Below are 17,117 nucleotides of genomic sequence, written 5' to 3' on the forward strand. Positions count from 1 at the left end.
ACATTGTCAGAACACAGTGATGAGAATACAACAGACAAACCTGCCAATCCTTCAGAAAAAAATGAAGTAATGGTGAATCATGAGAAACATGAGCAGGAACAAACAGACAAGATGTCCGATGTTAATAAAAATAAAATAAAAACTAATAAAAATGGCTTGAAATTGAGTGCGATTCGCTTTAAATCGAAGCAACAAGATCAAGAATTGTTTAAACGGTTAACCTTTATATTGTGTCTATTAACTGTTTCTACATTAATTACCTTGTACTTTATCTCTCCATTTAGTAAAGTAGATAAAGTTATATTAGCAGGTACTACTCATTCTAATCCTGAAAAGATTGCTAAGTCGTCAACAATCCAAGTGGGAAAGAGTGTATGGCCTCAATTTTTTCACAAAAATGAGATGATTCAATCCATCAAAAAAGAAAACAAACGGATTGAGGATGCTAAAATTAACTTGATCAAAGGAAATCAATTTAGGATTACAGTTAAAGAGTATCCCACAATAGGTTATGTGAAAGACAAAAAGAACACCCATGAGGTTTTAAGTAATGGTGTGATACTGAGTGAAGAAAACAGTGATCATCCTGATAAAAGTCTGCCCATCCTTATTCATTTTAAAGAAGGGGACAATTTGGATGAATTTCTAAAAGCTTATACTAAATTTAATGACGATACGAAAAATAATATCGAAACCATCGAATCTGTATCGACAAAAACGAATCCTTTCAGAATTAAGCTTAAAATGCGTGATGGTAACGAAGTAATTGCTCTATCAACGACAGTAGCCGATAAAATGGTGTTTTATAATAAAATTGTTGCTGAGATGAAACATCAAGGAGTCATTGATATGGAAGCGGGAACTTCAGGTGTCTTTTCTTACCCCTTTGAACCAGAAGAAAGCTCAGAGATGATGGAAGAAAATGGCTCAGATAGTCAAATGGTTACAGAGTAACAAAAAAAAACTAACAATTATAGTATTCTTCTTTATTTACTACCCTTAATTATGATAGAATAATGTGAGGTATCATGCAATTAAAGAGGATAACTCTGTTAGAAAATAGGAGGGAATACCTTTCATGGCTAAAACAGGTATATATGTCAGTCTTGACATTGGAACGACATCGATTAAGGTTGTCGTAGCTGAATACATAGAAAATCAAATTAACATTATTGGTGTTGGAAATGCAAAAGCAAATGGTTTAGACCGAGGAATTATTATCGACATCGATAAAGCTGTACAGTCTATTCAACGTGCAATTAAACAAGCAGAAGAAAAATCAGGAGTACAAATCCGTAGCGTAAGCGTTGGTATACCAGCAAACTTACTAGAAGTTGAAAAATGTGAAGGCATGATTGCAGTGAATACTGAGTCAAAAGAAATCACATCAACAGACGTGAAAAATGTAGCGTCAGCGGCAGTTGTTAGGTCAACACCTCCAGAGCGTCAAGTCATCACACTTATTCCTCAAGAATTTAAAGTGGATGGTTTTGAAGGCATTAAAGATCCAAGAGGCATGATTGGTGTTAGACTTGATATGAAGGGCTTAATTTTTACTGGACCAAAAACAGTGGTTCACAACATTCGTAAGTGTGTTGAAAAAGCTGGATTATCAATTGATGAAATGGTGATTACACCTCTAGCATTAGCAGAATCTATTTTATCAGATGGTGAAAAAGATTTTGGTACAACGATTATTGATATGGGTGGCGGACAAACAACGACTTCTGTTATGTACGAAAGAGATTTAAAATTCTCTCACGTAGAACAAGAAGGTGGCGAGTTTGTTACAAAAGATGTATCGGTTGTTTTAAATACATCCTTAACAAACGCTGAAGCTTTAAAGATCAATTATGGCTATGCTTATCCAGAACGCACGTCTTCAAATGAAGAGTTTCCAGTTGATGTTATTGGTAAAAATGAACCAGTTAGAATTGATGAACGTTACTTATCAGAAATTATTGAAGCACGTGTTGAACAAATTTTTAATAAATCTAAGTCAGTCTTAGATAGCATTGATGCATTAGATTTACCAGGTGGCGTTATTTTAACAGGTGGAGCAGCAAGTTTACCAGGAGTGGTAGAATTAGCAGCAGATATCTTTGGTACAAATGTTAAACTGTATGTGCCAAACCACATGGGACTTAGAAACCCAGTATTTGCTAACGCGATTGCTATCGTGGAATATGTAGCAAAACTAGATGAAGTGTATCATGTAACGAAATTAGCTGTTAAACATGAGACACCGAAAGTACAAACATCTAACAAAGAAGTCAGAGTAGAAAAAGCTCAAGTTGAAGCGAAAGTAGCGCAACCTAAAGCTCCTGTTACTGAAATGAAAGTAGATGAACCGGAAAAAGAGGGTATTGGCGGTAAGTTAAAAGGCTTCTTGTCTAATATCTTTGACTAATATCCCATAGGAGGAAACGAACAATGGAATTTTCTTTAGATAACACAGTTAACACTGGAGCAGTTATTAAAGTTATTGGTGTTGGTGGTGCTGGTGGAAATGCTGTTAACCGTATGATCGATGAAGGCGTTAAAGGCGTGGAATTCATCGTGGCGAACACAGACGTTCAAGCATTACAACATTCTAAAGCTGAAACAGTGATTCAATTAGGACCTAAATTTACTAAAGGTTTAGGAGCAGGTTCTTTACCAGAAGTTGGTCAAAAAGCCGCAGATGAAAGTGAAGAATTTTTAGCAGAAGCATTAAAAGGTGCTGACTTAGTCTTTATTACAGCTGGAATGGGTGGAGGTACCGGTACAGGTGCTGCACCAGTTGTTGCAGGTATTGCTAAAGCACAAGGTGCTTTAACAGTAGGTGTTGTAACACGTCCATTCAGTTTTGAAGGACCAAAACGTAGCCGTTTTGCAGCAGAAGGTATTTCTAACTTAAAAGAAAATGTGGATACATTAGTGATTATTTCTAATAACCGATTATTAGAAATCGTTGATAAACGTACGCCAATGATGGAAGCATTCAGAGAAGCTGACAATGTGTTACGTCAAGGCGTTCAAGGTATCTCAGATTTAATTACATCACCAGGATATGTCAACTTAGACTTCGCTGATGTTAAGACAGTGATGGAAGACCAAGGTACTGCTTTAATGGGTATCGGTGTGGCTAATGGCGAAGATCGAGTAATCGAAGCAACGCGTAAAGCGATTGCCTCACCATTACTTGAAACATCTATTGAAGGTGCTGAACAAGTATTGTTAAACATTACTGGTGGCTTAGATATGACATTATTTGAAGCACAAGATGCTTCAGAAATCGTTGCAAGTGCAACAGGTGGCGATGTGAATATCATCTTAGGTACATCTGTTAATGATCAACTAGGCGACGAAATTATTGTAACGGTTATTGCAACAGGAATTGATCCAGGTAAAAGAGAACGTCCTGCAAGAGGAACATCTTCTACTCAAGGAATGGTACAACGACAAGCAAGACCACAAGCACCAACAAGAGAAGTGGTTGAGCCAGAAGTAGCACCATCATCAAATCAACAAACAGCTAATAGCGCGTTTGGCGACTGGGATATCCGACGTGAGCCAAATACAAGAAACGTTGTTGAAACAAATGATTTTGACGCGACTGAAAAGAAAGACTTTGATGCATTTAACCATGACGTAGATACGTCATCAGATGATGAAGATGAGTTAAGTACACCACCTTTCTTCAGAAGAAAAAAATAAGAGGTGTAAACAGACATGCTTAAATCGACCCTTGAGCAGAATATAAAACTAATTGAAAAAAACATTCAGACAGCTTGTGACCAAAGTCAACGGTCACGAGCTGATGTGCAATTAATCTGCGTCAGTAAATCAGTAGATGTAGAGACAACACAACAAGTGGTTGATTTAGGTATATTACATCTTGCTGAAAATCGTATGGAGCCATTCTTACATAAAAAAGAAGCATTAGGTCACAATCCGAATATTACTTGGCATTACATTGGCCACCTACAGCGTCGAAAAGTAAAATCTGTTATTAATGAGATTGATTATTTTCACGCTTTAGATACGCTGTCTTTAGCTGAAGAAATTCACAAAAGAGCAACCAAGAAAATCAAGTGTTTTGTCCAAGTGAACGTGTCAGGAGAAGAGAGCAAACAAGGAGTACATCCAGATGAATTAGATCAATTCATATTGCAATTAGAACCATTGACGAATATTGAGGTTGTAGGCTTAATGACAATGGCACCCTATGATGCCCATGAAAAAGAACTGAGCGCCTATTTTTGTCACTTGAAAAAGTTACAAAGAGAAATAGCTAGTACAGACTATTCTTACGCACCTTGTACTGAATTAAGTATGGGAATGAGTGGGGATTATCAGCTAGCCATTCAATCTGGAGCAACGTTCATTAGAGTGGGGTCACGTTTTTTTAATCAATAAAATAAAGAAAGAGGTGGGTATGGGCATGAATTTATTCAAAGTAAAAAGTTTTTTTGGTTTGGATGAAACAAATGATACAGAGTATCATTTTGATGAGCCGGTTGATAATTTTGAGCCTTCTATAACGGAAGAAAAAATCACGACAAATCAATATGAATCGCATCCTCCTGTTAACGAAAGTAGTAATACTAATGTTAGCAATGTCGACACTCAAAAAGAACCTGCTCAACCATCTTTTAATCAGTACACAAATAAAAAAGTGGTGGATATGAATCAATATCAAACAACCACAGATAAAAATAATTTTAAACAAGTTGAAAATAGACGAGTTCATAGAAAAATAACTGTGTTCGAACCTAGAGAATACACAGATTGTAAATTGATTGCTCAAGGGCTATTCCGTAAAGAAATCGTGATTATTACTTTTTCAGCTATGGAAGAGTTACAAGCAAGACGTGTCGTTGATTTTGTAACAGGCGCAGTTTACGCTGTAGATGGAGATATTCAACGTATTGGTGAAGAAATTTTTATTTGTACACCTGCGAATGTGGATATTGATTCAGGCGTTGCGCAAAGTTTGATTGCAACTCATTTGGCGGATTATTAAGGACGTGAGCTATTTTGTTAATCTTGTTAATTAATTTAATTTATAAGCTAGTCGATATTTATACATTTGTACTAGTAATATACGCGTTAATGTCCTGGTTTCCAGGTGCTTATGATAGTAAGGTAGGTCAGTTTATAGTGAAGATTAGTGAACCTTATTTAGGGATTTTTGATCGACTGAACTTAAACATTGGACCGATTAATTTTACTGTCATTGCAGCCATCTTTTTCTTGCAATTATCAAGTCAAGGATTGGTATTAATTCTAAGTAAATTAATGTTTATGAACATATAAAAGAAAGGGTGTGAGTTTTTTGCAGGCTAATGTGTATCAACATTTTCGCAAGGACGAGCATCCTTTTATTGATATAGTTTTAAATTGGCTGGACCAAGTTGAAACGATGTATGCCCCTGTAGTGACGGAATTTTTAAATCCTCGTGAAGCATTTATCCTATCTACATTGATTGGAAAACGAGACGATATTAAATACGCACACTTTGGTGGGTTTAAGGATGCTGAAAGAACATGTGCTATTATTTATCCAGATTATTATGAAGTGAAGGAAGAGGATTATGAAGTGGATCTTTATGAGATTCATTACCCTACCAAATTTGCTAATTTGAGTCATGGACAAATATTAGGAACGTTAATGAGTACTGGTTTAAAAAGAGAGTTTATTGGGGACATTATTACTGATGGCGAACGTTGGCAAGTATTGTTAAAGCGTTCCATATCTAATTATGCTACGAGTCAGATAGATAAGATTAGCTCTTTTGGTGTGAGATTTGAAAAGAAAGCACTGCAAGATTTACTGGTGCCAATTGAAGAATGGGTAACAGAATCAACGACGGTGAGTTCCTTAAGAATTGATAATATCATTAGTACGGTATATAATATCTCTAGACAGAGAGCAAAAGTAATAGTAGAATCTAAGAAAGTTAAAATAAACTGGACGGAAACAGAACGTCCTGATTTTGTTTTAGAATACTTAGATATTATGTCAGTTAGAGGTTTGGGTCGGGTCCAAATATTGGACATGGAAGGCAAAACTAAAAAAGATAAAATCCGATTAAATTACCGGATTTTAAGAAAGTAACGTAAGAGGTGCAAGAATGTCAATTAAACCAATAGATATTACAAACAAAAGTTTTAATACAAAATTTAAAGGATACGATCGGGATGAAGTAGATGATTTCTTAGATCAAATCGCTTTAGAACTTGAAAAACAAGTTCAAGAAAATCGTGAACTAGATAAAAAAGTAAAATACGCTAATGAAAAATTAAGCTACTTTAATGAGTTAAAAGACTCATTAAACCAATCAATTATTGTTGCCCAAGATACGGCTGATAAATTGAAAGAAAACGCATCAAAAGAATCTGATTTAACGATTCAACAAGCACAAGCCCAATCTGAAGATATTTTAGCTCATGCTAACAAAATGTCAGAAGAATTAATCACAGGAGCAACAACTAAAGCGAACCAAATTTTAGTTGAAGCAAGTGAACGCGCTCGTGAATTGGCTGTTGAAACAGACGATTTGAAGAAAAAAACACGTGTGTTCCACAGAAACTTATCTGTCTTATTAGAATCACAATTACAAATTGTGAAAAGCGAAGAATGGGATGATTTATTAAAACCATTTGGAGCTTATGTTGATAGCAGCCATACAGCTTTTAAAGAAGTATTAGAAGCGGTAGAAGCAGCTAATGGTGGAGCTAAAGAAGAGCAAACAAGCGTTGCTGTAAACACTCAACCAGAATTCAACCAAACAAGAGAAGTGGTTATTCCGGATGTTAAAGTTGAGGTCACTCAAGGACAAACACCAGAAGCCAAACAAGCAGACACATCGAAAAAAGCACGTCCAGAACGTCAAAATCGTAATAGAGTAAAATAATAAACAAAACAGAAAAATCCGATGAATTCTTTTAGTGAGCTAGGGAGAGTGAGAACCTAGTAGACCCTTAATCGTGATTAGATCCTTTGTTTTAATGAATAGCTGAACGACAAGTAGGCTATTCCGGTAGAGTTACCGTTATCAAAAGAGAGAAAAATCACACTAGTATGATGTGGTTTAAATTTGGGTGGTAACACGAAAGCTTCGTCCCTTTTATAGGGAGGGGCTTTTTTTATTTATATAAATTATGTCTAAGGAAGGGATATTAGATGAAAACAAAAGAAACGTTACATTTAGGTAAAACAGGTTTTCCAATGAGAGGAAACTTACCAGTTAGAGAAGTTGAATGGCAAAAAGACTGGGAAGAACAAAAAATTTATGAGAAACGTCAAGAATTAAATGAAGGTAAACCAACCTTTATTTTACACGATGGCCCTCCTTATGCTAACGGAAATATCCATTTAGGCCATGCGTTAAATAAAATTAGTAAAGACATTATCGTTCGTTCGAAATCAATGTCAGGATTTAGATCACCTTATGTTCCTGGTTGGGATACTCACGGTTTACCAATCGAGCAAGTGTTAACTAAAAAAGGGGTAAAACGTAAAGAAATGCCACGTGCAGAGTACCTACAACAATGTGAAGACTATGCAATGAGTCAAGTCAACACACAACGTGAAGACTTTAAACGTTTAGGTGTCGCTGGAGATTGGGAAAATCCTTATATTACCTTGACTCCTGATTACGAAGCAGCTCAAATCCGTGTGTTTGGTAAAATGGCTGAAAAAGGCTACATTTACAAAGGGTTAAAACCAATCTACTGGTCTCCATCAAGTGAATCATCACTAGCTGAAGCAGAGATTGAATATCAAGATGTTAAATCACCTTCTATTTACGTATCATTTGATGTGAAAGAAGGCAAAGGTCTATTAGAGTCAGACATGAAATTTGTTATTTGGACAACAACGCCTTGGACATTGCCAGCAAACTTAGCAATTACAGTTAATGCTGATTACACTTATGTTGTAGTGGAAACAAACAATGAAAAATACGTTGTAGCTAAAGACTTACTTGAAACAGTCTCAACAGCGATTGGTTGGGAAGATGTGACAGTTATCAAAGAATTAAAAGGTTCTGACATGGAAGGCATGATTGCACAACATCCATTCTACGACCGTGATTCACAATTAATTTTAGGAGATCATGTGACATTAGATGCTGGTACAGGACTTGTTCATACAGCACCTGGACATGGTGAGGATGACTATTTTGTTTGTCGTAAGTATGGCATTGATGTTATTTCACCTGTGGATGGACGCGGTATTTATACAGAAGAAGCACCTGGATTTGAAGGGATTTTCTACGATAAAGCAAACCCAATGATCACAGATTTATTAACAGAGAAGGGTCATTTATTAAAATTAGAATTCTTTACACATAGTTACCCACATGACTGGAGAACTAAAAAACCAGTTATTTACCGTGCAACACCACAATGGTTTGCGTCAATCGATAAATTCAGAGATAACATTTTAGAAGAAATTAAAAAAGTAGATTGGGTGATTCCATGGGGCGAAACACGTCTTTATAACATGGTAAGAGACCGTGGAGATTGGGTAATCTCACGTCAACGTGCTTGGGGTGTACCATTGCCTATTTTCTACGGTGAAAACGGTGAACCAATCATTACACCAGAAACGATTGAACATACAGCTAATTTATTTGCTGAACATGGTTCTAAAGTATGGTTTGAGCGTGAAGCGAAAGAGTTATTACCAGAAGGCTTTACTCATGAAAGCAGTCCAAATGGGGAATTTACAAAAGAAAATGACATCATGGATGTTTGGTTTGATTCAGGATCATCTCATGAAGCGGTGTTAAAACAACGTGATGATTTATCCTTCCCGGCTGATTTATACTTAGAAGGCTCTGATCAATACCGTGGTTGGTTTAATTCAAGTATTACAACAAGTGTGGCTATCAACGGAGTGGCTCCTTATAAATCAGTCTTATCTCAAGGCTTTACTTTAGATCCACAAGGTCGTAAACAAAGTAAATCATTAGGTAATACGATTGAACCTGGTAAAGTCATTAACCAAATGGGTGCTGATATTTTACGTTTATGGGTAGCCAGTGTGGATTATGAATCAGATGTTCGTGTTGACATGAATACTCTGACTCAAATCTCAGAAATTTATCGTAAAATTAGAAACACTATGCGTTTCCTATTAGCCAATACGTCAGACTTTAAGGCAACAGAAGATAAGGTTGCTTACGAAGACTTACGTTCAGTTGATAAATACATGATGGTTCGTTTGAATCAAGAAATTAAAACAATTCGTGAAAAAGGTTATGATAAATACTCATTCTCAACAGTGTATAAGAGTTTAGTTAACTTTTGTACGAATGATTTATCAGCGTTTTATTTGGATTTTGCTAAAGATGTGGTATACATTGAGGCAGAAGACAATCACGATCGTCGTTGTATGCAAACAGTGTTCTACGAGATATTAGTGAACTTAACTAAATTAATGACACCAGTATTACCTCATACAGCAGAAGAAATTTGGTCACACTTACAAGAAGAAGAGGAATACGTTCAACTTGCTGAGTTACCTGGTTATACAGTATACCCAGACCAAGAAGAGATTTTAGACTTATGGGCTAACTTCATGGACTTTAGAGATAAAGTACTAAAAGCGTTAGAAGAAGCACGTAATGCTAAATTAATTGGTAAATCATTTGAAGCCAGCGTGACTGTCTACCCATCAGATGTGGTTCGTACATTATTGATTGGTTTAAATGCTAACCTGGCACAAATTTTAATCGTGTCAGACTTTAAAGTGGCTACAAAAACGGATGAAGTGTCAGCAGACGCTGTGACTTTTGATGATGTGGCAATTCTTATTGAGCAAGCGTCAGGCGAAACATGTCAAAGATGTCGTGCGATTAAAGAAGATGTTGGTAGCCATAAAGGATTAGATACGCTATGTGACCGTTGTGCAACGATTGTGGAAGAAAACTTCCCAGAAGCGTTGACAGAAGGACTAGAATAAACCAATGAAAGCAGACGATAATTCGTCTGCTTTTTCTTCTTACTTTCAGTAAGTGTAAAAAGCTACAAGCAAAATAATGGTGAGAACCTAAAAAAGAGACTACACTCAGGGTGAGAAAAATGAATGGAGTGAGCTAGTTGAAAACAAGAGCAGTCGTGATTAATGCCTATGGTGGCAAAGAGAATTTAGAAGAAGCGATGGTGGAGTTACCTGAGTTAGGAGACAATCAATTATTAGTACGAGTAAAAGCAACCTCGATTAATCCGATAGATTGGAAAGTCAGAGAAGGTTACTTACAACAAATGATGCCATGGACCTTCCCAATCACATTAGGATGGGATGTTGCAGGAGTGGTAGAGGAGATTGGAAGCAAGGTTCAAGGGTTTAAAGTAGGGGATCGGATTGTATCAAGACCTGCTACAACACGATTTGGTACTTATGCAGATGTAACCATCGTAGATGCGTCTTTAGCAACGTTTAAACCAGAGAAGATTAGCTACTCAGACGCCGCTGCGTTACCTCTAGCAGGTTTAACTGCTTATCAGGGACTATTTGACCATGGTAAACTTGAAGAAGGTCAGAAGGTCTTAATTCATGCAGGAGCTGGCGGTGTGGGCATGTATGCTATCCAATTGGCTAAAGCAAAAAATGCTTATGTTTACACCACTGCGAGTGAAAAAAATCATGAATTATTAAAAGAATTAGGTGCAGATGAGGTGATTGATTATCATCAGGTGGCTTTTGATGAGGTCGTTACAAATGTGGATGTTGTCCTAGATACTATGGGAGGAGAAGTCCAATTAAATAGCATTAAAACCTTAAAACCAGGAGGACGTTTAGTAAGTATTGTAGGATTAGCTGATGAAGAAACCATAGCAGAGGCTGACATAGAAGCGAGTGCGATTTGGTTACAACCAAATGGTGAGCAATTAAAAGAGTTAATTGATTTAATGGAAGCAGGTTCATTAAGAAGTATTATAGGAGCGACATTCCCATTGACTCAAGAAGGTATTTATAACGCGCATGCTTTAAGTGAAACCCATCATGCTGTAGGAAAAATTGTTGTGGTAAATGATTAAAAAAATACCTTAAGCTCTTTTAGAGAGCTTAAGGTATTTTTGTTTATCCATTAAGTAATCCTTGTTCTTTGTACCAGTCATCAGGTGACCAAACCCATTGACGACCATCATTACTTAGAAGGTCGAAGGCTTCTTTTGGTCCCATTGTCCCGGCTGAATATTGAGGAACGGGCTTATCAGCATCTTTGTCCCATTTTTTACGAACAACATCCACAATTTTCCAAGAATTTGCGACTTCATCCCAGTGTGTAAAGTTTGTCGCATCTCCGTTTAAACAGTCAAGAATAAGTTTTTCATAGGCTTCTGGACTGTTGTCAATATGATCGGCTGAATGACGATAGTCTAATTTTACTGGATCAATATGGAAACCACTTCCCATTTCTTTTCCATTTAGTGTTAATGAAAAGCCTTCTGTAGGCTGGATATAAATAGTTAGAATGTTTTCAGGTAGGGCTTCTTGTGCTTCAGCTTCAACCATGATATTACGGAAAACATTGATAGGAGTTGATTTGAAGACGATGTGAATACGCGTCCCTTTTTCTGTCATACGTTTCCCAGTTCTTACATAGAAAGGGACACCTGCCCATCTAAAGTTATCAATCATGAATTTACCTGCTACGAAGGTTTCCGTTGAAGATTCAGGACTGACACCTGGTTCTTCTTTATAGCCAACCATGTTGCGATTACCTAAAGAACCATGAGTGTATTGTCCACGAACAAAGGAAGCATCGATTTCCTGTTCTTTATATAAACGAATGGACTTAAGTGCATTGATTTTTTCCGCACGAATCGATTCTTCAGAAAAGACAGTAGGGGGTTCCATTGCTAGTAAAGCGACTACTTGTAAGATATGGTTTTGGACCATGTCTTTCAACGCACCACTCTCATCGTAATAGCCTCCACGTTCTTCAACACCTAGGTCTTCTGATAAAGAAATTTGAATGTTATCGATGTACTTATGATTCCACAGTGACTCAAAAATATTATTACCAAAACGAACAGCTGAAATGTTTTGAATCATTTCTTTCCCAAGATAGTGGTCAATACGGAAAATTTGATTTTCATCAAAGACACTTGCAATAGAATCATTTAATTCTTTTGCAGTATGATAATCTGTTCCAAAGGGTTTTTCGATGATTAAGCGATTAAACCCATTATCAGTCAAAATGTTTTCTGATTGGATGTGATGTGCGATCGTACCAAAGAAATTAGGAGCCATCGCTAGGTAGAAGAGACGATTACCATTTAATTGATACGTCTCATCTAATTGGTCTGCCAACTTCCCTAATAGCTGGTATTCTTCCGTATTGTTAACATTGTGAGCTTGATAATAAAAGTGACTAGTAAAGGTTTCTAGCTCCTTAATAGTTGGTTGAAGAGATGCGATAGACTCTCCAACAACTTCACGGTAATAGTCATCTGACCACTCACGTCTAGCTGTTCCAATCACCGCAAAATGCTCTTGGAGGTTTCCTTTTCTAAAAAGTCTAAATAGAGAAGGGTATAGTTTTCGTTTTGCTAAATCTCCCGTTCCTCCAAATATGATAAACAAAGCTTTTGTTTCAGTTGTCATGAAATTGCCTACTTTCTGTCCCGAAAAATTAATAAGAATGATTATACTTATTTTACTGATAAAGAGGAAACAAAGCAATCATTTAAATTGAGAGGAAAGGATACTTCAATCACTAGGCAAAATGTTAACTTGTGCTATAATCGATAAGGAACGAAGGAGTGAACACGTATGGCAAAAAAACACACAGAATTATTTCAAATAGCGCGTTATGATTGTGATGTGGTAGGAAATCAAACATTACCAAGTATGGTACGAATGATGATCAAAGTATCCGGTGACCAAAGTCGTGCTTTGGGAGTAACGGATGACAAGATTCATTCATTAGGCTTAGGATGGATTATTACGCAACATGACATGTATATTAACCGGTTACCAAAAGCAGGTGAAGAGGTTCAAATTACAACAGAAGCGGTGAGTTACAATAAGTACTTCTGTTACCGCCATTTCTGGATTCATGATGTATCGGGAGATGAATGTGTCCATATGAAGTCGACTTTCGCTTTGATGGATATGAAAGAGAGAAAAATGGGGCATGTCGCGGACGAAGTTGTCGCACCTTTTGAGTCAGAAAAAATCAAGCGAATTATTCGTTCTGAAAAAATAGCGAGTCTAGAAACTCCTGAGTTAGAGGGAGAATATAAAGTGCGTTATTTAGACATAGATGACAATCAGCATGTCAATAATTCTGTTTATTTAGGATGGATGATGGATGTATTGGGGTATGACTATTTAAGTACTCATGAACCCGAACAAGTGAGTATCAAATTTAACAAAGAAGTACGATACGGAGAGAGCGTTCATAGTCTAGTAGAGAGAGACAATCGTGTATCTAGACATCAAATAAAAGTGAACGAAGATATTTGTGCAGAAGCTAATATTACATGGAGAGAATAAAGGGATGATACCGTCCTTTTATTCTTTTTTTATTTGGATTATTTGCAAAAAAAGGAGATATCGTGCATGATTAAATAGTAAACTTTTGAAGAGGAGATGACAAAATGATAGAATTTCAAAATGTAACAAAAGTCTACAAAGGCAATAAAAAAGCAGTATCAGATATGACTGTTAAGTTTGAAGCCGGTGAATTTATTTGTTTTATTGGAACCAGTGGGAGTGGTAAAACCACTGCCATGAGGATGATTAATCGCATGATTGAACCAACTTCAGGAAAAATACTCATTAATGGTAAAAGTAATCAAGACATGAACCCTGTAGAGTTAAGACGAAGCATTGGTTATGTTATTCAAAATATTGGGTTATTGCCTCACATGACGATTAGAGAGAATATCTCTTTGGTACCTAAGTTAATGAAGTGGCCAGAAAATGAACGAGCAGAAATTGCAGAGCGCATGATTAAATTGGTTGAACTTCCAGAAGATATGCTAGACCGTTACCCAAGTGAATTATCAGGAGGGCAACAGCAACGAATTGGTGTTGTCAGAGCTTTAGCAGCAGATCAAGACATTATTTTAATGGATGAGCCTTTTGGAGCTCTAGATCCGATTACAAGAGATGCCTTACAAGATTTTGTCAAAGAATTGCAAGAGAAAATGGGGAAAACAATCGTGTTTGTTACCCATGATATGGATGAGGCTCTTAAATTAGCCACAAAAATTGTGGTCATGAGTCATGGAAAAGTCGTGCAATGTGACACACCAGAAAATATTCTAAAAGCCCCAGCAAACGATTTTGTTAAAGAGTTGATAGGAGAGGACCGTTTAATTCATAGTCAACAAGATTATATTACCGTTGCGGAAGTAGCGACACTTAAAGCCATCTCTATTACACCAGAGAAATCGTTGTCAGAAGCGATTCGTTTGATGAGAGAAAAACGAGTGGATACACTGTTAGTTGTTGATGGACGTGGTATCTTAAAAGGATACATTGATGTTGAAATCATCAATGACAAGCGAGGTATTGCAACAAGTGTTGGGGATGTATTGAACCCAGAAGTGTTCTTTGTTAGAAAAACTTCTCTGTTACGAGATGCTATCCAAAAAATCTTAAAACGTGGACTGAAATATGTTCCTGTTGTGGATGAGCAAAAACGCTTAGAAGGGATTATCACACGGTCATCTCTTGTAGACATGGTCTATGAAACAATCTGGGGAGAAGAAGATGGTATGTTAGCCGTAACCAGTGATGCTGGTTCTGACTCACCTGAAAAAGAACAGGAGGGGGCGTAATGAATCAATTCTTGCAAGAACATGGCAATGAACTCGTAACGAAAACAGTAGAACATTTGTATATATCGTCTATTGCTTTAATATTAGGCATCATTGTAGCTGTTCCCTTAGGTATTGCTTTAACGAGAACAAAAAAGACGGCAAGTTTTGTGATTGGACTGGCAAGTTTACTACAAACCATTCCATCTCTGGCCTTACTGACGATGTTTATCCCTCTTTTTGGTGTTGGTAAAAAGACAGCTGTTGTGGCACTTTTTATCTATTCCTTATTACCGATTCTTAGAAACACCTATTTAGGGGTTAAAAATGTGGATAAGAACTTAGTAGATGCGGCGAAAGGGATGGGGATGACCAGTTTTGAGCAGGTTAAAATGGTAGAATTTCCATTGGCAATCCCTACCATTATGCGTGGGATTCGTTTAGCTGCGGTGTATGTCATTGCTTGGGCAACACTTGCTTCTTATATTGGTGGGGGTGGTTTAGGTGACATGATTTTTGGTGGTCTAAACCTATACAAACCTGAATTAATTATCGGAGGCACCTTACCTGTTATCGCCTTAGCTTTATTAAGTGATTTTTTACTTGGTCTGTTAGAGAAGAAACTATCACCGATTAAGAAGGGGGAGTTGTCTTCATGAAACACATTAAAAAATTAACCGTTATCGCCTTAACCAGTGTGTTCCTGCTAAGTGGGTGTAGTTTCCCAGGCTTAGGAGGCACAAGCAAGGGAGAAGAAACCATTTCAATTGGCTCTATGTCAACCAGTGAGAATCAAATCCTGGCTAACATGGTCAAAGGAATGATTGAGCATTACACAGATGAGCAGGTTGTCATGATCAATAATCTAGGAACCAGTACGGTGGCTCATAACGCCATGGTGAATAAAGACATTAACATATCTGCCGGACGTTACACAGGAACTGACTTAAGCGGCACGTTAAATTTACCACCTGAGAAGGAACCTGACAAAGCATTCGAGATTGTATCAAAAGAATTTAAAGAACGATTTAACCAAGAGTGGTTACCCTCTTATGGTTTTGCTAATACCTATGCATTTATGGTCTCAAAAGAAACAGCAGAGACTTATGATTTAAAAAAAATCAGTGATTTGAAAAAAGTCCCAGGGGAATTAACAGCGGGAGTGGATACTTCTTGGATGAACCGGGATGGAGATGGCTACAAAGCATTTTCTGATACGTATAATGTGGACTTCAAGAAAGTCTATCCTATGCAGATTGGTTTAGTATATGATGCTGTTGCAGCGAATAAAATGGATGTGGTATTAGGTTATTCAACAGATGGTCGAATTTCCAGTTATGATTTGGTCATTTTAGAAGACGATCTTCAATTTTTCCCACCTTATGATGCAAGCATTGTGATGAGTGATCAACTGATAGAAGCTAAGCCAGAATTAAAACCCATTCTAGAAAAACTATCTGGAAAAATTGATACAGACACGATGCAACAATTAAATTATCAAGCAGATAATAACTTACTGGAGCCAGAAAACGTGGCGAAACAATTTTTAAGAGATCATAATTTTTTTGAAGGAGATGACAATTAATGGAAAATTTAAACGTGCTCGAACAAATGATGTATTATTTACAACACAATAGTGGCTACGTCTTAAATCAATTCATTCGTCATTTCTTGATTTCAGCGTATGGTGTACTATTTGCGGCAATTGTTGGTATTCCTATTGGTATTTTGATTGCCAAACACCGCCATTTATCTGGATGGGTGATTGGGGCGGCCAATGTGATTCAAACGATTCCTTCTTTAGCAATGGTTTCTATTTTAATGCTAGGGTTAGGTTTAGGGGTCAATACCGTGATATTCACTGTCTTTTTATATTCATTACTGCCGATTATTTCTAATACTTATACAGGAATGATTCAGGTTGACAATACCGTCCTTGATGCTGGAAAAGGCATGGGGATGACAAAAGGACAACGCTTATGGATGATTGAACTTCCTTTATCGGTTTCTGTTATCATGGCGGGAATTAGAAATGCGTTAGTCGTAGCAATAGGTATTACAGCGATCGGTTCCTTTGTTGGAGCGGGTGGTCTGGGAGATATCATTATCAGGGGTACCAATGCCACAGATGGCACGGCGATTATCTTAGTAGGTGCCTTGCCTACAGCGTTAATGGCGATTATTACGGACTGGTTACTGGGGATTGTCGAACGAAGACTTGATCCTAGTTCTAAGATGTCAAAAGTAGCAAACTCATCAAGTAACTAAAGCTTAAATATTGTCTACAAATACATAAATATCTTGCATTTCATGCTTAAAAGGTGTACTTTTAAAAAATGAAA

Annotated in this window: 16 protein-coding genes; 15 read left to right on the forward strand and 1 reads right to left on the reverse strand. The window is 37.0% G+C overall.

Annotated features, from left to right (window positions below; translation table 11 throughout):
• Positions 1-3: 3 nt before the first annotated feature.
• From ACVWM0_RS01800 to ACVWM0_RS01845, 10 genes are all read left to right on the forward strand, one after another.
• Positions 4-954, forward strand: coding sequence for a cell division protein FtsQ/DivIB (locus tag ACVWM0_RS01800; RefSeq protein ID WP_476472947.1), 951 nt, complete (start codon positions 4-6; stop codon positions 952-954).
• A 124-nt stretch (positions 955-1,078) separates the two neighbouring features.
• Positions 1,079-2,410: a cell division protein FtsA gene (ftsA, locus tag ACVWM0_RS01805; RefSeq protein WP_476472948.1), complete on the forward strand. Its 1,332-nt coding sequence runs from the start codon at positions 1,079-1,081 to the stop codon at positions 2,408-2,410.
• A gap of 23 nt (positions 2,411-2,433) precedes the next feature.
• Entirely contained in the window at positions 2,434-3,699 is a 1,266-nt protein-coding gene (ftsZ, locus tag ACVWM0_RS01810; protein WP_476472949.1) for a cell division protein FtsZ, read from the forward strand.
• Between the two features lie 15 nt (positions 3,700-3,714).
• A complete protein-coding gene (locus tag ACVWM0_RS01815; RefSeq protein ID WP_476472950.1) occupies positions 3,715-4,401 on the forward strand; it encodes a YggS family pyridoxal phosphate-dependent enzyme in 687 nt (228 codons plus the stop codon).
• A gap of 25 nt (positions 4,402-4,426) precedes the next feature.
• The gene (locus ACVWM0_RS01820; protein ID WP_476472951.1) at positions 4,427-5,008 is read left to right on the forward strand and encodes a cell division protein SepF; all 582 of its coding nucleotides are present in this window, start codon (positions 4,427-4,429) and stop codon (positions 5,006-5,008) included.
• Between the two features lie 20 nt (positions 5,009-5,028).
• Complete coding sequence (locus tag ACVWM0_RS01825; RefSeq protein WP_476473635.1) at positions 5,029-5,301, forward strand: YggT family protein; 273 nt, start codon at positions 5,029-5,031, stop codon at positions 5,299-5,301.
• Positions 5,302-5,320: 19 nt separating this feature from the next.
• Positions 5,321-6,103, forward strand: coding sequence for a YlmH family RNA-binding protein (locus ACVWM0_RS01830; RefSeq protein ID WP_476472952.1), 783 nt, complete (start codon positions 5,321-5,323; stop codon positions 6,101-6,103).
• Between the two features lie 16 nt (positions 6,104-6,119).
• Positions 6,120-6,902 carry a DivIVA domain-containing protein gene (locus tag ACVWM0_RS01835; RefSeq protein ID WP_476472953.1) on the forward strand — a complete coding sequence of 261 codons (783 nt, stop codon included), beginning with the start codon at positions 6,120-6,122 and terminating at the stop codon, positions 6,900-6,902.
• A 269-nt stretch (positions 6,903-7,171) separates the two neighbouring features.
• On the forward strand, positions 7,172-9,958 hold the full coding sequence (gene ileS, locus ACVWM0_RS01840; protein WP_476472954.1) for an isoleucine--tRNA ligase: 2,787 nt from the start codon (positions 7,172-7,174) through the stop codon (positions 9,956-9,958).
• Between the two features lie 197 nt (positions 9,959-10,155).
• Positions 10,156-11,037: an NADP-dependent oxidoreductase gene (locus ACVWM0_RS01845; RefSeq protein WP_476473636.1), complete on the forward strand. Its 882-nt coding sequence runs from the start codon at positions 10,156-10,158 to the stop codon at positions 11,035-11,037.
• 43 nt (positions 11,038-11,080) lie between these two features.
• Here ACVWM0_RS01845 and zwf read toward each other — a convergent pair whose 3' ends face one another.
• The gene (zwf, locus tag ACVWM0_RS01850; RefSeq protein ID WP_476472955.1) at positions 11,081-12,610 is read right to left on the reverse strand and encodes a glucose-6-phosphate dehydrogenase; all 1,530 of its coding nucleotides are present in this window, start codon (positions 12,608-12,610) and stop codon (positions 11,081-11,083) included.
• A gap of 168 nt (positions 12,611-12,778) precedes the next feature.
• Between zwf and ACVWM0_RS01855 the strand changes: the two genes are divergently transcribed.
• The 5 genes from ACVWM0_RS01855 (at position 12,779) to ACVWM0_RS01875 (ending at position 17,043) form a co-directional block, all read left to right on the forward strand.
• Complete coding sequence (locus tag ACVWM0_RS01855; protein ID WP_476472956.1) at positions 12,779-13,504, forward strand: acyl-[acyl-carrier-protein] thioesterase; 726 nt, start codon at positions 12,779-12,781, stop codon at positions 13,502-13,504.
• Positions 13,505-13,608: 104 nt separating this feature from the next.
• Positions 13,609-14,796, forward strand: a complete 1,188-nt coding sequence (locus tag ACVWM0_RS01860) for a betaine/proline/choline family ABC transporter ATP-binding protein (protein WP_476472957.1) — start codon at positions 13,609-13,611, stop codon at positions 14,794-14,796.
• Entirely contained in the window at positions 14,796-15,434 is a 639-nt protein-coding gene (locus ACVWM0_RS01865) for an ABC transporter permease (RefSeq protein WP_476472958.1), read from the forward strand. The genes ACVWM0_RS01860 and ACVWM0_RS01865 overlap by 1 nt, the downstream gene beginning before the upstream one ends.
• A complete protein-coding gene (locus ACVWM0_RS01870) occupies positions 15,431-16,360 on the forward strand; it encodes an osmoprotectant ABC transporter substrate-binding protein (protein WP_476472959.1) in 930 nt (309 codons plus the stop codon). The genes ACVWM0_RS01865 and ACVWM0_RS01870 overlap by 4 nt, the downstream gene beginning before the upstream one ends.
• Positions 16,360-17,043 (forward strand): ABC transporter permease, encoded by a 684-nt coding sequence (locus ACVWM0_RS01875; RefSeq protein ID WP_476472960.1) that lies wholly within the window; start codon positions 16,360-16,362, stop codon positions 17,041-17,043. The genes ACVWM0_RS01870 and ACVWM0_RS01875 overlap by 1 nt, the downstream gene beginning before the upstream one ends.
• The last annotated feature ends 74 nt before the right edge of the window (positions 17,044-17,117 follow it).

It is taken from the genome of Vagococcus sp. 211, assembly GCF_056322705.1.

Coding starts and splice junctions, on each gene's coding strand:
- ACVWM0_RS01855 (WP_476472956.1), top strand. CDS start 12,779: ATGGCAAAAAAACACACAGAATTATTTCAAATAGCGCGTTATGATTGT.
- ftsA (WP_476472948.1), top strand. CDS start 1,079: ATGGCTAAAACAGGTATATATGTCAGTCTTGACATTGGAACGACATCG.
- zwf (WP_476472955.1), bottom strand. CDS start 12,610: ATGACAACTGAAACAAAAGCTTTGTTTATCATATTTGGAGGAACGGGA.
- ACVWM0_RS01815 (WP_476472950.1), top strand. CDS start 3,715: ATGCTTAAATCGACCCTTGAGCAGAATATAAAACTAATTGAAAAAAAC.
- ACVWM0_RS01870 (WP_476472959.1), top strand. CDS start 15,431: ATGAAACACATTAAAAAATTAACCGTTATCGCCTTAACCAGTGTGTTC.
- ACVWM0_RS01835 (WP_476472953.1), top strand. CDS start 6,120: ATGTCAATTAAACCAATAGATATTACAAACAAAAGTTTTAATACAAAA.
- ACVWM0_RS01845 (WP_476473636.1), top strand. CDS start 10,156: ATGGTGGAGTTACCTGAGTTAGGAGACAATCAATTATTAGTACGAGTA.
- ACVWM0_RS01875 (WP_476472960.1), top strand. CDS start 16,360: ATGGAAAATTTAAACGTGCTCGAACAAATGATGTATTATTTACAACAC.
- ftsZ (WP_476472949.1), top strand. CDS start 2,434: ATGGAATTTTCTTTAGATAACACAGTTAACACTGGAGCAGTTATTAAA.
- ACVWM0_RS01860 (WP_476472957.1), top strand. CDS start 13,609: ATGATAGAATTTCAAAATGTAACAAAAGTCTACAAAGGCAATAAAAAA.
- ACVWM0_RS01865 (WP_476472958.1), top strand. CDS start 14,796: ATGAATCAATTCTTGCAAGAACATGGCAATGAACTCGTAACGAAAACA.
- ileS (WP_476472954.1), top strand. CDS start 7,172: ATGAAAACAAAAGAAACGTTACATTTAGGTAAAACAGGTTTTCCAATG.
- ACVWM0_RS01820 (WP_476472951.1), top strand. CDS start 4,427: ATGAATTTATTCAAAGTAAAAAGTTTTTTTGGTTTGGATGAAACAAAT.